Origin of the sequence: Thioalkalivibrio sp. ALgr3, from assembly GCF_000377325.1 — a bacterium.
Taxonomy (GTDB): domain Bacteria; phylum Pseudomonadota; class Gammaproteobacteria; order Ectothiorhodospirales; family Ectothiorhodospiraceae; genus Thioalkalivibrio.
In genome coordinates, this window is the sequence record NZ_KB897993.1 from 1 (window position 1) to 13,310 (window position 13,310).

Below are 13,310 nucleotides of genomic sequence, written 5' to 3' on the forward strand. Positions count from 1 at the left end.
TCGGCCGCTTTTGCGCGCGCACGGCGTTGCGGCTCCCTTGTGCAGAATGACTGCACGGCGGTCGCCGCGCCTTGTTCACTCGCAAAAGCGACTCGAGCGCGAGCGTGTACATGGATCAGTGTTTCCCTTGCATCCACGGCAGCAATACTCCAGAAAGGGACATCATGGACATACAACAGCTGCTCGACTCCCGCTGGCGGCCCGAACCCTGGCTGGAGATTTCCGGTGGCCGACGGCTGGCCGCCCTGGTACTCATCCTCATCCAGATGGGTGCCGTGGTCGCCCTGGTCCTGCGCACCGGCGGTACCGCCACCGCCTACCTGAATTTCATCCTGATCCCGATCCTGGCCGGGGCCGCGATCTTCGGCCCGCGCGGCGGCGCCGCGCTGGGCCTGCTCGCCGGCCTGGCCCTGGGCCCGTTCATGCCCCTGGACACCAGCACCGGACAGATGCAGCCGCTGCTCAACTGGACCACCCGTGCAGGACTCTATGCCTTCCTCGGCGGGGTCACCGGCTGGATGTTCGCCCAGCTCCACGGGCACGCGCGGCGTCTGGTGGACCAGGCGCTTGCCAACCCGCTAACCGGCCTGCCGAACCGCCAAGCACTGGAGCGCGACCTGGCGGAGCCGGGCATCCCCCGCCCGGCATGGCTCGCGAGCCTGCGAATGGACAACTATGCGGATGCCGTCAGCGCCCTGGGGCTGGAAGCCGAACGCCGCCTGGTGCAGGCCATCGGCCAGCGGCTGCAGACCATGGCCGGGGAAACCGGCAGTCGCCTCTACCATATCCACGACGACCATTTCGCCCTGATCGTTCCGGCCAACGGCGAGGCCCCCTGCACCGAGATCACCCGTCTGGCCGTGGAGCGGCTGCAGGCCCCGTTCCTGGTTCGCGGCATCCCGGTTTATCTGGGGGCGCACGCCGGGGTCACGGCCTTTCCGACCGGGCCTCGCGAGGATCCTGCCGGTTTGCTGACCCGCGCCTGGATGGCCATGCACGAAGCGCGCACCAGCGGGCTTCCCTGCCGCATCTGGAACGCCGAGCAGGAAGAGCGCTCGCGGCGCACGGTCGAGCGTCTCGGCGAACTGCAGGAGGCACTCGGCCGCGACCAGCTGCACCTGTGGTATCAGCCCAAGACCCGCCCCGACGACGGCCGCCTCCTCGGGCTGGAAGGCCTGCTCCGCTGGGAGCACCCGCGGCTCGGCAACATCCCGCCCGACGAGTTCATGCCGCAGGCCGAACACACCGGCCTGATCCACCCGCTGACCCGCGAACTGCTGGATCGCGCGGCCGCCGACACGCTGCGCCTGCGCGAATCCGGGATCGACGTGCCGGTGAGCGTGAACGTGTCCGCCCGGAATTTCCTCGATCCCGAGTTCGCCGAGCGCGTGCTCGCAATCATCCGGGGGGCCGGTCTGTCACCCCGCGACCTGGAGCTGGAATTCACCGAGACCGCGGTCATGGCCAACCCCGAGGAGGTCATCGCCGCCCTCGACCGCCTGCAGAACGCCGGAGTCGACGTGGCGATCGACGACTTCGGCACCGGCCAGGCGTCGCTGTCCTACCTGCGCCGACTCCCGGTGCACGCCCTCAAGCTCGACCAGGCGTTCGTACGCGACATGACCCGGCGTCCGGTCGACGCACAGATCACCCGCGCCGCCATCGGTCTGGGCCATGACCTGGGGCTGCGGGTCGTGGCCGAGGGCGTCGAAGACGACCGGACCCTGCTGGAGCTGGAGCATCTGGGCTGCGATGCGGTTCAGGGCTACGGCATCGCCCGGCCAATGCCGCTGGACGACGTGATCCGCTGGACACACGCGAATTCGCCGCCGGCGCCGGCCACCTGAGGAGCCGGGGACGGGGCTTCCGGAAAACCCGGGGCGCCAGTGCGAATGTGCACATTGCCCGGCGTTTCCCTAGACTGCGCCGCATGAGCAAGGCCTGGAAGAAACTCGATCTGGAAGGTGGCGGGCTGCAGGCGGTCAACGCCCGGCTGGCCAGTACCATGCGCTCGCGGCCGGCGGCCTATGCCGCGTGGCTGCTGTTCCCCGTCGGCGGGCACCGTTTCTATCTCCACGAACCCGTCGGTGCGGTGGCGTTCATCGCCGGCAGCGCGGCCACCGCCGCCCTCGCCGTCCTGGCACCCGCACTCTGGTGGCTGCTCCCGGCGGCTCCGGTCGCCGCGCTGGCGGCCTTCGACCTGGTGTGGATCGACCGTCGCGTAACGCGCTACAACAAGGAACTGCGGATGCGGGCCTTTCTGCGCAAGGGCAACCGCCCGCCGCAGGACTATCGCGGACGCTACACCTCCGACGAGGACGCCCAGCGCGAGCTGCAGGAATATCAGGAGGTCAAGGAAGGCGAACGCCCGGGCCAGCCGGGCCCCGCCGGTGCCAACGACCGCGATCGCGATGCCGGGGGGAAACGCCGCATGCCCAGCTTCAACGAACAGGAGGCGATGCTGCGGCAGATGCGGCAGCGCCGTCAGGACGACGAGGACTGACCGGCTGCCCCGGCGCCCCCGTCGCCAACCGCCGGCTCAGTCGTCGCCGGGGCGCCATACGCCGCTGGCTTCCTGCGGCGCAGCGGGCTGCTGCTGCTTCTGGCCTTCCACATCGTCGAACACCGATTCGGTGAAGGCGGCGAGCTGCTTGAGGTAATCCTTGCGTTCATCCACCGACTCGGGCATCTGCGCCAGCAGAAAGCCGGTGATCGCACTCAGATACTGCACGGCCACCAGCGGCTGCTGGGCACGCGGGTCGGCCTCGGCCAGCACGCCCTGGACCTTCTGGATCAGTTCACCGGACAGCTGCAGGGTTTCGTCGCTCATGTAGCGGTCTCCGTTCGCGCTCTGAAGTTTTCGTAAGATTCGCGGCGGGCACCCTAAGCCATGCCCGGGCGCACGGAAAGTCCGCCCTTGCAGCGGCGGGCCTTTGGTCAGCCCTGGCGCGACCGCCAGCCCTCGTCATCGCGTTCGGGCGAGTCCTCCGCCAGCGGGGCGTCGTCCTCCACGTCGAAATCCTCGTAGGCCCGGTCGGGCGGCACCTGCCACGGCTCGGAGGGCACGATGTTGTGCTCGCCCGGCCGCGGCGCCCAGCGCTCCTCCTCCAGCCCGCGGATCAGGCCGACGATCATCACCAGCATCACCAGCGAGAACGGCAGGGCCGCGAGGATGACCGCGCTCTGCAGCACCTCCAGTCCGCCGGCCAGCAGCAGCACCGCGGTCAGCAGGCCCATGGCGCCACCCCAGGTCGCCAGGTGCACCGTGCGATGTTCGGTGGAGCCGTGCGCCAGCAGGGTGTTGATCACCACGATGCCGGCGTTCGCGGAGGTCAGCAGGTAGGTCGCGATCAGCACCGTGACCAGCAGGCTGCCGCCGATCGCGATTATCCCCGGCTCCAGGGTCTCCATGGTCAGGAAGGTCGCGCGGGTCATGTCCTCGCTGACCGCGGCGGCGATGCCGGCCATCCCCTCGGACTCGGCGTACAGTGCGGTCCCGCCCAGCAGGCCCAGCCACACGAAGGTGATCATGGTGGGCACCAGCAGCACGCCCATTACGAACTCGCGCAGGGTGCGCCCGCGCGAGATGCGCGCGATGAACAGCCCGACGAACGGCGCCCAGGCCAGCCACCAGCCCCAGTAGAAGACCGTCCAGTCGGCATGCCAGCCGTCGGTATGGTGGGCATGGGTGTACAGCGACAGCCCCATCAGGTTCTGCAGATAGGAGCCGGTGGACTGCACCACCAGCGCCAGCAGGTACTGGGTCGGCCCCCAGATCAACAGCAGCGCGAGCAGCCCTGCGCTGAGCCACATGTTGGCCTGCGAGATCCGCTGCACGCCGGACTGCAGCCCGGTCACCACCGACAGCACCGCAATCACCGTGAGTACCGCGGTAATCACCACCTCGGTGGTCGCCGAGGTGCCCATCCCGGTCAGGTGGTCCAGCCCCGACCCCAGCTGCTGGATGCCCAGGCCCAGGGTGGTGGCGATGCCGAACACCGTCGCGAGAATGGCCAGCAGGTCGACGATGTCGCCCGGCCAGCCGTGCACGTACTTGCCCAGCATCGGATGCAGGGCCGAACGCAGGGCCAGCGGCTGGCCCCGGCGAAAACCGAAATACGCCAGCATCAGCGCCAGCAGCGCGAACACCGCCCAGGCGTTGAGCCCCCAGTGGAAATAGGTCAGCACCATGGACATGTCCGCCGCCGCCGGGTCGCCGTCGCCGGCCACGAACGGATTGCCGCCATAGTGGCTGAGGGGTTCGGCCACCGCCCAGAACAGCAGGCCCACGCCCATGCCCGCGGCGAACAGCATCGCCAGCCAGGACAGGGTGGTGAACTCGGGGACCTCGTCGTCCCGTCCCAGGCGCACGTCCTTGTAACGGCCGATGCCCAGCCAGATCACCAGGACCAGGAAGAAGGCCATGGCGGCGACGTAATACCACTCCAGCAGGGGGCTGAGGAAATCGCGTGCCCCGCTGACTGCGGCATCCACCTGATCGGTGCGGTAGATCGCCAGCGCCACGATGATCAGCACGGCAACGATGGAGACGAAGGCGACACGGGGGTTCAGGCCCTTGAACGGACCGCGGGTGGCAACGTTGTACATGGATTCCCCTGGTTTCCGGATCCGATGCGGGCGGGTCAGGCGGACGACCGCCGGGGCGTGAACGACTCGCCGGCCGGGCTCGTCCCGCATCCCGGCCCTGCACGGTCGCGCGCGGCCCGAATGATCGCATGGACCCACCGCAGCTTCGCAATCGCGGCCGGGGTCAGCGTGAACGGGTAGATGTGGCCATGCCCCATGCTGCGGTTGAGGCTGTTGAGGGCATTGGTCAGCGGCAGCCAGTGATCCATCAGGGTATCGATGTCCGGGGCATGATAGGGATCGTAATCCGGTGCGTGGCTCATCGCCGACCCGGCCAGCCCCTCGGCGCCAACCTCGAGGCCATAGGCCCGCGCGGTGTCCAGGGTATCCACGATGTGCAGATAGTGCGCCCAGGTCTCCGCCCAGTCCTCCCACGGATGAGCACTGGCATAGGCACTGACGAAGCGCTCCTGCCAGTCGGCCGGCGGCCCCTCGCGATAATGCCGGCGCAGCGCGGCATCATAATCGGCGCGCTCGTCGCCGAACTGCCGGCGGAAATCCTCGTGCGCCGGGCCACCGCGCACCAGGCGTTCCCAGTAATGGTGGCCGCTCTCGTGGCGGAAATGTCCCAGAATGGTGCGATAGGGCTCGGCCATCGCCTCGCGCATGCGCTCGCGCACCGCCGGATCGGCCTCGGCGATATCCAGGGTGATGAGACCGGCGGCATGCCCGGTCACCACGCCACCCCCCTCCTGAAACGCCGGCGCGGTGGACGCCAGGAAATCGAATGCCAGGCCCGCGGGGTCATCGCGCCTGGGCGTCACCGGCAGGCCGAGCCGCAGCAGGCCATAGACCAGACGCCGCTTCTCCGCCTCCAGACGCGCCCACAGCGTCCGGTTCCCGGGAACACTCAGATCGGGGATGGTCCGGTTGAGACGGCACGCGCGGCAGAACGGATCCGGATCCGACTCCGGCACCATCCAGTTACAGATGCCGTCCACCGCATAATGCCGGCACTGCCGATAGCGCGGGCCGTCCGGCTCCCCGGCCACCTGCCACCATCCCCCCGCGACCTCGCGGCCCTGCCGGTCGGTGCCCGTCCCGACCGGGGCCAGGGCCGCCACCCGCATGCGGTCGGGCAGAAAACCCAGGCGGTGGCCGCAGCGGGTGCAGCGGGTATTGTCGAAATGAACCGCAAGGCCACAGGCCTCGCACTCGAACAACTGCATGGATCTTCCCCGCCGTTCCCGGTCTGCCGGTACCGCTCCAGAGTACGCCCTCCGGCGCCCCGCGTCAGGGCCCCTCGAGCAGTGTCCGCACCCGCTCAAGGGTTCGTGGATGCTCGAGGATGCCCGCATGCGTGGCATCCACCCCGTAGAGACTCGCGGCCGCCGCCTGGGCCTCCGGCCGCAACATGCTCTCGAGGCTCACCACACCGTCGGTGAGCTCGCGGCTGCGCCCGCTGTCGCGGCGATGCGCAAACAGCAGATGGGTCTCGGCCGGGATCCCGGCCGAGCCGGCGAACAGCCCTTCCAGAAATTCGCTGCCCGGCGCCATGTCACGCCAGACCGGCACCACGACCGGCGCATGCGCGACCCCGGTCGCGGCCATCCGGTGGCCACCCCAGGGCGTGGCCAGGGTCACCAGGCGCGGAACCCGGGCAGGCGCGCCGCGGCGCTCACGCTCCAGCAGGAAGCCGCGCGCCACCAGACCGCCCATGCTGTGCGCCACCACCTGATACCGTTCCAGGCCATAGCGCAGCTCCAGCTCTTCCATCACCTGCGCCAGGTGCACCGCGGCCGCTTCCAGCGGGACACCCGACGGGTAGTAATATGCCCAGGGCTGGAAACGGCGGGTATCCAGATCCTCCACCAGCGCCTCGAAGGAGACGGGCGAACCGTTCATGCCGTGGATGAACAGCACCGGCTCGCGCGCGGGGTCGTAGGGACCATCGAGGAAATACACCCCGGCGTAGCCATCGCGGACGAAATCCAGCGGCCGCCACTGACTGGCGGCGGCAATCGCCGGATCGAATCGCGGGTCCGCCAGCGTGGTGACAAGACCGAAGGCCGTAACCCGCCCGAGGCTGGGCAGCGAATCATCCTCGTGTGCCGCCCGTTCCGCCGCCGCGCCCGGGAACGTCAGTCCGCCCTCGTCGAACGCCCCGTCGATTCGCCTCGCGGGGTCGTCGACCCGGATGCGCTGGTCCAGGTAGCGCTCGCCCGCGCCGCAATCGAGCGTTGCACCGCGCTCCCAGGCATGGGCGGCCCCCGGCACGGCGCCCGCATCGCGGCCATCCTGCCAGTAACCCAGCACCGACCACACGCCCGGTTCGAGGGCAAAGAACCACTGCCCGCCGGACCCGGTGAGCACGTGATCCACTACCTCCGGCGGCAATCCCTCACCGCGCTCGCGCACCGCCAGCACCACGTAGGCCCCGTCGTCCGAATCCTTGCCAGCCTCTCCGGCCCCGGCGATGTGGCCCTCCAGTACGCAGGCCCCCTGCATCGCGGCAAACTGGCCGCGCGCCTCCAGCAGGGTGCAGCCGGTCCCGGCCACCGCCACGGCCAGCAGCACCGGCATCCACGCAAGCCGCCACATCAGCCGGCGGAACACGTCACGCACCCCTGCCCGCTCATCCATGGTTTCATCCTCCGGCCCGGCCTCCGGCGGCCCCCGACACTTCCATTCCGGGCATGTTCCCGCGCCGCGCGCCGCCCGTCCAGCCCGCACCATCCATGTGCATTCTGCACCACAAAAGAGCAGACAGGATTGTCCCGGGTACCAGGTTATGCCTTAATGCGCGCCCATGATTCACACAGGAAGACACTCATGAACGGAAGTCTCGACGAGAAACTCGAGCCGATCTATCAGGAAGTCCTGCACCGCAACCCGGGCGAGACGGAGTTTCACCAGTCCGTGCACGGGGTGCTGCAGACCCTGGGCCCGGTTCTGGTCAAGTACCCGGAATTCGCCGACCTGAAGATCATCCAGCGCGTCTGCGAACCGGAACGCCAGATCATCTTCCGCGTGCCCTGGCAGGACGATCGCGGCGAACTCCAGATCAACCGTGCCTTCCGCGTGCAGTTCAACAGCGCGCTGGGGCCGTACAAGGGCGGCATCCGCTTCCATCCATCGGTGTATCTGGGGATCGTCAAGTTTCTCGGCTTCTCCCAGGTCTTCAAGAATGCGCTTACCGGGCTGCCGATCGGCGGCGGCAAGGGCGGCAGCGACTTCGATCCCAAGGGCCGCTCCGACGGCGAGATCATGCGCTTCTGCCAGAGCCTGATCACCGAGATGTATCGCTACCTCGGCGAATACACCGACGTCCCCGCCGGCGACATCGGTGTCAGCCAGCGCGAGGTCGGCTACATGTTCGGGCAGTACAAGCGCCTGACCAATCGCTTCGAGTCGGGTGTGTTCACCGGCAAGGGTCTGGACTGGGGCGGCAGCCGCGCGCGCACCGAGGCCACCGGCTACGGCGCGGTGTTCTTCACCCAGGAGATGCTGAAGGCCCGCAACGATTCCCTCGAAGGCAAGCGGGTGGTGATCTCCGGCGCCGGCAACGTGGCGATCTTCGCCACGCAGAAGGCACAGCAGCTGGGTGCGAAGGTCATCGCCTGCTCGGACTCGCGTGGCGTGATCCTCGACGAGGACGGCCTGGATCTGGACCTGCTGCGCCAGATCAAGGAGCGTGAACGCGGCCCGGTCTCGGACTACGCCGAACGCAAGCCGAGCGCGAAATACCGCGAAAACGGCTGCATCTGGGAGATCCCCTGCGAGGTCGCCCTGCCCTGCGCCACGCAGAACGAACTGACCGGCAAGGACGCGAAGGCGCTGGTCGAAAACGGCTGCATCGCGGTCGCCGAAGGCGCCAACATGCCGGTGACCCCGGAGGGCATTCAGACCTTCCGCGAGGCGGGCATCGCGTTCGGTCCGGGCAAGGCCGCCAACGCCGGCGGCGTGGCCACCAGCGCGCTGGAAATGCAGCAGAACGCCAGCCGCGACTCCTGGACCTTCGAACACACCGAAGCACGCCTGCAGGAGATCATGGCGAACATCCACCAGACGTGCTTCGAGACGGCCGAAGAATACGGCTCACCGGGCAATTACTCGGTCGGCGCCAACATCGCCGGCTTCGTCAAGGTCGCCCGCGCCATGGAGGCCATGGGCCACATCTGAGGTCCCGGGCCCGGCGCTCCATGCGCCGGGCCCTCATGCCAGCATCATTCCCAGCAGAAAGATCCCGACGGTGAGCAGCAGCGTGCCCGCGGCCAGCACCGTTCCCAGGATCGCGAAGGTCTTCCGGCGCTCCCGCTGCAGCAACCCGCCGATCCCGAGACCGAGCCCCACCAGCAGCCCGCCCATCAGCAGAAACATGAACATGCCGATCAGCATGGCCTCTGCGGATTCCTCGTCCAGACCGCCCGGGGTCGACAGTTCCAGCATGCCGGCCACGACCAGCAGCAGGAACATCAGCACCGCGCAGGTGGCACTGACCACAAACGAGCCGATGCCCGGGCCCGATTGCCTCTGCTCGGGCATCGGCCGTTGTGCGGGCGCAGCGGGGGTACGCCATCCGTTCTGTTCCATGAGCAACCCTTCCGTAGGTGTCCGTGGGTAAATCGCACACTGCCACCGTGGCAGTCCGGCCAGATTAAGCGAAACCGCGTCCCGGCGCATGTCCGCGATTGCAACCCCGTCCATGCGGTTTCAGGATGACAGATCCAGTCAGAAAGACGGAGGCATGCGCGATGCAGACAGCTTTCCCGAACAAGCGCCCCACGGCCCGCCGCGCCGGTGCGGGCGGCCTGGCCGTGGCTCTGCTCTCGGCCAGCACGGCTGCCGGCGCCGGGGTCGCGGTCAGCGACGAAACCGTGGCCTCCGGGCTCACCACCGATGCCACCGAGCTGGACGTGGTGCGCGTGGTCGAAGGGCTGGAACACGCCTGGGCCGTGGACTGGCTGCCCGACGGGCGCAAGCTCATCACCGAACGCCCCGGCCGGCTGTGGCTGATCGACGGGGACGAGGCCACCGAGATCGGCAATCTGCCCGCCATCGAGGCTGAAGCGACTCAGAGGACCGCCCCCGAGGGCGGCAGCCAGGGCGGCCTGCTGGATGTCGCGGTGCATCCGCATTACGCCGACAACGGCTGGATCTACTTCACCTATTCCAGTCCCGGGGACACCGACAGCGTGGTCGGCGACGCCGACTACGGCACCGGGACCGCGCTGGCGCGGGCCCGCCTGAGCGACGACGGCACCGAGCTCGAGGACCGCGAGACCCTGTACGCGCAGACCCCGCGCTACGACCCCGGACGGCACTACGGCTCGCGCATCCTGTTCCCCGGCGACGGCACGGTCATCTTCAGCATCGGGGACCGCGGCCTGCGCCATCCCTCGCAGAACGTGCGCGACCCGGGCGGCGCCATGATCCGCCTGACCGAGGACGGCCGGGTCCCCGACGACAACCCGTTCGCGGATGCGGCCGATCCGGCCGGCCCGCTGCCGGAGATCTACTCCTTCGGTCATCGCAATAACCAGGGCATGGTCCGCCACCCGGAGACCGGCGAGCTGTGGACTACCGAACACGGTCCGTCCGGCGGTGACCTGCTGCATCGCCTGGAGGCCGGGGCCAATTACGGCTGGCCGCAGGTCGCCTTCGGCGACGAATATTCCACCGGCGAGGCGGTCGGGATCGGACGTCAGGCCCCCGGGGTCAACGAGCCGATCTTCTACTGGGAAGACTCGTTCGCTCCGTCCGGCCTGACCGTTTACCAGGGCGGACCGGTGAGGGCCTGGGAAGATGACCTGTTCGCCGGCTCGCTGGTGCGCGGCCAGCTGTGGCGTCTGCGGGTGGACGGCGACGAGGTGATCGAGGACGAGATCATCCTCGACGGCACCCCGGGACGCATCCGCGACGTGGCCATGGGGCCGGATGGCCATCTGTACGTGATCACTGACCACGGCGACAGCGGCCTGTACCGCCTGGACCCGGCGGACTAGCCGACAACCGGCCCGGACGCAGAAAGGCCCGCACATGGCGGGCCTTCGTGTCATCCCTGTGAAGTGGAGTCGGGACGAACCGGGGCGGCTCAGGCCGCCTCGGCGTGCTTGACGAAGCGCAGGGCCCCGCCCTCCATGTCCACGCGGATGGTGTCGCCGGAGACGAACTCGCCGGACAGCAGCTGCTGCGCCAGCGGGTTCTCCAGCTGGGTCTGGATCGCCCGCTTCAGCGGCCGCGCCCCGTATACCGGGTCGAAGCCCGCCTCGCCGAGGTGATCCAGTGCCGCGTCCGAGACCTCCAGCCCCAGTTCGCGCTCCTCCAGGCGTTCGCGCAGATAGCGCAGCTGGATCTCGGTGATCGCACGGATCTGCTCGCGCTCCAGCGGGTGGAAGACCACCACGTCGTCCACGCGGTTGATGAACTCGGGGCGGAAGTGCTGCCCGACGATCTCCATCACCGCGCCCTTCATGCGATCGTAGTTGTCCTCGCCGGCCATCTCCTGGATCTGCTGCGAGCCCAGGTTGGAGGTCATCACGATCACCGTGTTGCGGAAGTCCACGGTACGCCCGTGACCGTCGGTCAGGCGGCCGTCATCCAGCACCTGCAGCAGCACGTTGAACACGTCCGGATGCGCCTTCTCGACCTCGTCCAGCAGGATCACGGAGTACGGCTTGCGGCGCACGGCCTCGGTCAGATAGCCGCCCTCCTCGTAACCGACGTAGCCCGGGGGCGCCCCGATCAGCCGCGCCACGGAATGCTTCTCCATGAACTCCGACATGTCGATGCGCACCATGGCCTCCTCGGTGTCGAACAGGAAGCCGGCCAGCGACTTGGTCAGCTCGGTCTTGCCGACGCCGGTGGGGCCGAGGAACAGGAACGAGCCGTTCGGACGGTTGGGATCCGCCAGCCCGGCGCGTGAACGGCGGATGGCGTTGGCCACCGCGGTCACCGCCTCGTTCTGGCCGACCACGCGCTCGCCGATGGCCTCTTCCATGCGCAGCAGCTTGTCCTTCTCGCCCTCCAGCATCTTGGCCACCGGGATCCCGGTCCAGCGCGAGACGACCTCGGCGACCTCCTCGTCGGTCACCTTGTTGCGCAGCAGCTGGGTCTCCTGGCTCTCCATCTCGTGGGCCATGGCCAGGGACTTCTCCAGATCCGGGATCTTCCCGTACTGCAGCTCGGACATGCGCGACAGGTCACCGGCACGGCGCGCGGTCTCCAGCTCCTGGCGCGCGCGTTCCAGTTCTTCCTTGAGCTGCGCGGCGCCGGAAACCGAGGCCTTCTCGGACTTCCACACCTCTTCCAGGTCGGAGTACTCGCGCTCCAGGCGCTCGATCTCCTCCTCCAGCGTGCCCAGGCGCTTCTTCGAGGCCTCGTCGGATTCCTTGTTCAGCGCCTCGCGCTCGATCTTCAGCTGAATCAGCCGCCGCTCCAGCCGGTCCATGGACTCGGGCTTGGAGTCGATCTCCATCTTGATCCGGCTGGCCGCCTCGTCGATCAGGTCGATCGCCTTGTCCGGCAACTGCCTGTCGGTGATGTAGCGCTGCGACAGCTGCGCGGCGGCGACGATCGCCGGGTCGGTGATCTCGATCCCGTGATGCACCTCGTAGCGCTCCTTCAGCCCGCGCAGGATCGCAATGGTGTCCTCCTGGGTCGGCTCGTCCACCAGCACCTTCTGGAAGCGGCGCTCCAGCGCGGCGTCCTTCTCGATGTTCTCGCGGTATTCGTTGAGCGTGGTCGCACCGATGCAGTGCAGCTCGCCGCGCGCCAGCGCCGGCTTGAGCATGTTGCCGGCATCCATCGCGCCCTCGGCCTTGCCGGCGCCCACCAGGGTGTGGATCTCGTCAATGAACAGGATCACGCGACCCTCTTCCTGCGAGATCTCGTTGAGCACCGACTTCAGGCGCTCCTCGAAATCGCCGCGATACTTGGCCCCGGCCAGCAGCGAGCCCATGTCCAGCGCCAGCACGCGCTTGTCCTTGAGCCCCTCGGGCACCTCGCCGTTGACGATGCGCTGGGCCAGGCCCTCGACGATCGCGGTCTTGCCGACCCCGGGCTCGCCGATCAGCACCGGGTTGTTCTTGGTTCGCCGCTGCAGCACCTGCACCGAGCGACGGATCTCCTCGTCACGCCCGATCACCGGATCCAGCTTGCCCTGCTCCGCACGTTCGGTCAGGTCGGTGGTGTATTTCTCCAGCGCCTGCCGGTTCTCCTCGGCATTGGGGTCGTCCACCTGGGCGCCGCCGCGGATCTGGTCCACCGCGTCCTCGAGGCTGTCCTTGTTGGCCCCGGCATTGCGCAGCATCTCGCCCACGCCGGCCTTCTCGTCGATGGCGGCGAGGAGAAACAGCTCGCTGGGGATGTACTGGTCCTTACGCTCCTGGGCCAGCTTGTCACACACGTTGAGCATGCGCCCCAGGTCGCTGGACACGTGCACGTCGCCGGCGGCACCCTCTACCTTCGGCATGCGATCCAGCGCCTCGCCCAGCGCGGAGCGCAGCTGGCGCACGTTGACCCCGGCACGGTCGAGCACGTGGCGGGTGGTGCCGCCCTCCTGATCCAGCATGGCCAGCAGCAGGTGGGCGGGTTCGATGAACTGATGATCCCGGCCCACCGCCAGCGACTGGGCGTCGGAGATCGCGCTCTGGAATTTGGTCGTCAGGCGATCCATTCGCATTGGATTGATCCTCGCTTCGAAATTGGCAACTGACCTGAAC

At 68.4% G+C, this 13,310-nt stretch carries 10 protein-coding genes; 4 read left to right on the forward strand and 6 right to left on the reverse strand.

Annotated features, from left to right (window positions below):
* The first annotated feature begins 164 nt into the window (after positions 1-164).
* Together C998_RS0112065 and C998_RS0112070 are read left to right on the forward strand one after the other, a co-directional pair.
* Positions 165-1,847 carry a bifunctional diguanylate cyclase/phosphodiesterase gene (locus tag C998_RS0112065; protein ID WP_018871129.1) on the forward strand — a complete coding sequence of 561 codons (1,683 nt, stop codon included), beginning with the start codon at positions 165-167 and terminating at the stop codon, positions 1,845-1,847.
* Positions 1,848-1,930: 83 nt separating this feature from the next.
* Positions 1,931-2,503 (forward strand): hypothetical protein, encoded by a 573-nt coding sequence (locus C998_RS0112070; RefSeq protein ID WP_018871130.1) that lies wholly within the window; start codon positions 1,931-1,933, stop codon positions 2,501-2,503.
* Positions 2,504-2,539: 36 nt separating this feature from the next.
* On the opposite strand, the gene C998_RS0112075 is transcribed toward C998_RS0112070, so the two are convergent.
* The 4 genes from C998_RS0112075 to C998_RS0112090 form a co-directional block, all read right to left on the reverse strand.
* Positions 2,540-2,830 carry a hypothetical protein gene (locus tag C998_RS0112075; RefSeq protein ID WP_018871131.1) on the reverse strand — a complete coding sequence of 97 codons (291 nt, stop codon included), beginning with the start codon at positions 2,828-2,830 and terminating at the stop codon, positions 2,540-2,542.
* A 107-nt stretch (positions 2,831-2,937) separates the two neighbouring features.
* The gene (locus tag C998_RS0112080; RefSeq protein WP_018871132.1) at positions 2,938-4,608 is read right to left on the reverse strand and encodes a BCCT family transporter; all 1,671 of its coding nucleotides are present in this window, start codon (positions 4,606-4,608) and stop codon (positions 2,938-2,940) included.
* A gap of 35 nt (positions 4,609-4,643) precedes the next feature.
* Positions 4,644-5,816 (reverse strand): putative zinc-binding metallopeptidase, encoded by a 1,173-nt coding sequence (locus C998_RS0112085; protein WP_018871133.1) that lies wholly within the window; start codon positions 5,814-5,816, stop codon positions 4,644-4,646.
* Positions 5,817-5,880: 64 nt separating this feature from the next.
* On the reverse strand, positions 5,881-7,230 hold the full coding sequence (locus C998_RS0112090; protein WP_018871134.1) for an alpha/beta fold hydrolase: 1,350 nt from the start codon (positions 7,228-7,230) through the stop codon (positions 5,881-5,883).
* Between the two features lie 189 nt (positions 7,231-7,419).
* On the opposite strand from C998_RS0112090, the gene gdhA reads away from it, so the two are divergent.
* On the forward strand, positions 7,420-8,769 hold the full coding sequence (gdhA, locus tag C998_RS0112095) for an NADP-specific glutamate dehydrogenase (RefSeq protein ID WP_018871135.1): 1,350 nt from the start codon (positions 7,420-7,422) through the stop codon (positions 8,767-8,769).
* 33 nt (positions 8,770-8,802) lie between these two features.
* On the opposite strand, the gene C998_RS0112100 is transcribed toward gdhA, so the two are convergent.
* Positions 8,803-9,180: a hypothetical protein gene (locus C998_RS0112100; protein ID WP_196799391.1), complete on the reverse strand. Its 378-nt coding sequence runs from the start codon at positions 9,178-9,180 to the stop codon at positions 8,803-8,805.
* Between the two features lie 161 nt (positions 9,181-9,341).
* On the opposite strand from C998_RS0112100, the gene C998_RS0112105 reads away from it, so the two are divergent.
* Positions 9,342-10,592, forward strand: a complete 1,251-nt coding sequence (locus C998_RS0112105; protein ID WP_018871137.1) for a PQQ-dependent sugar dehydrogenase — start codon at positions 9,342-9,344, stop codon at positions 10,590-10,592.
* An 89-nt stretch (positions 10,593-10,681) separates the two neighbouring features.
* Here the strand turns inward: C998_RS0112105 and clpB are convergent, their stop codons facing one another.
* A complete protein-coding gene (gene clpB / locus C998_RS0112110) occupies positions 10,682-13,264 on the reverse strand; it encodes an ATP-dependent chaperone ClpB (protein ID WP_018871138.1) in 2,583 nt (860 codons plus the stop codon).
* Between the last annotated feature and the right edge of the window lie 46 nt (positions 13,265-13,310).

Excerpts from the sequence above, each read along its gene's own strand:
- C998_RS0112080 (WP_018871132.1), bottom strand. The coding sequence starts at position 4,608 with ATGTACAACGTTGCCACCCGCGGTCCGTTCAAGGGCCTGAACCCCCGT.
- C998_RS0112065 (WP_018871129.1), top strand. The coding sequence starts at position 165 with ATGGACATACAACAGCTGCTCGACTCCCGCTGGCGGCCCGAACCCTGG.
- C998_RS0112090 (WP_018871134.1), bottom strand. The coding sequence starts at position 7,230 with ATGGATGAGCGGGCAGGGGTGCGTGACGTGTTCCGCCGGCTGATGTGG.
- C998_RS0112070 (WP_018871130.1), top strand. The coding sequence starts at position 1,931 with ATGAGCAAGGCCTGGAAGAAACTCGATCTGGAAGGTGGCGGGCTGCAG.
- C998_RS0112075 (WP_018871131.1), bottom strand. The coding sequence starts at position 2,830 with ATGAGCGACGAAACCCTGCAGCTGTCCGGTGAACTGATCCAGAAGGTC.
- clpB (WP_018871138.1), bottom strand. The coding sequence starts at position 13,264 with ATGGATCGCCTGACGACCAAATTCCAGAGCGCGATCTCCGACGCCCAG.
- C998_RS0112105 (WP_018871137.1), top strand. The coding sequence starts at position 9,342 with ATGCAGACAGCTTTCCCGAACAAGCGCCCCACGGCCCGCCGCGCCGGT.
- C998_RS0112085 (WP_018871133.1), bottom strand. The coding sequence starts at position 5,816 with ATGCAGTTGTTCGAGTGCGAGGCCTGTGGCCTTGCGGTTCATTTCGAC.
- gdhA (WP_018871135.1), top strand. The coding sequence starts at position 7,420 with ATGAACGGAAGTCTCGACGAGAAACTCGAGCCGATCTATCAGGAAGTC.
- C998_RS0112100 (WP_196799391.1), bottom strand. The coding sequence starts at position 9,180 with ATGGAACAGAACGGATGGCGTACCCCCGCTGCGCCCGCACAACGGCCG.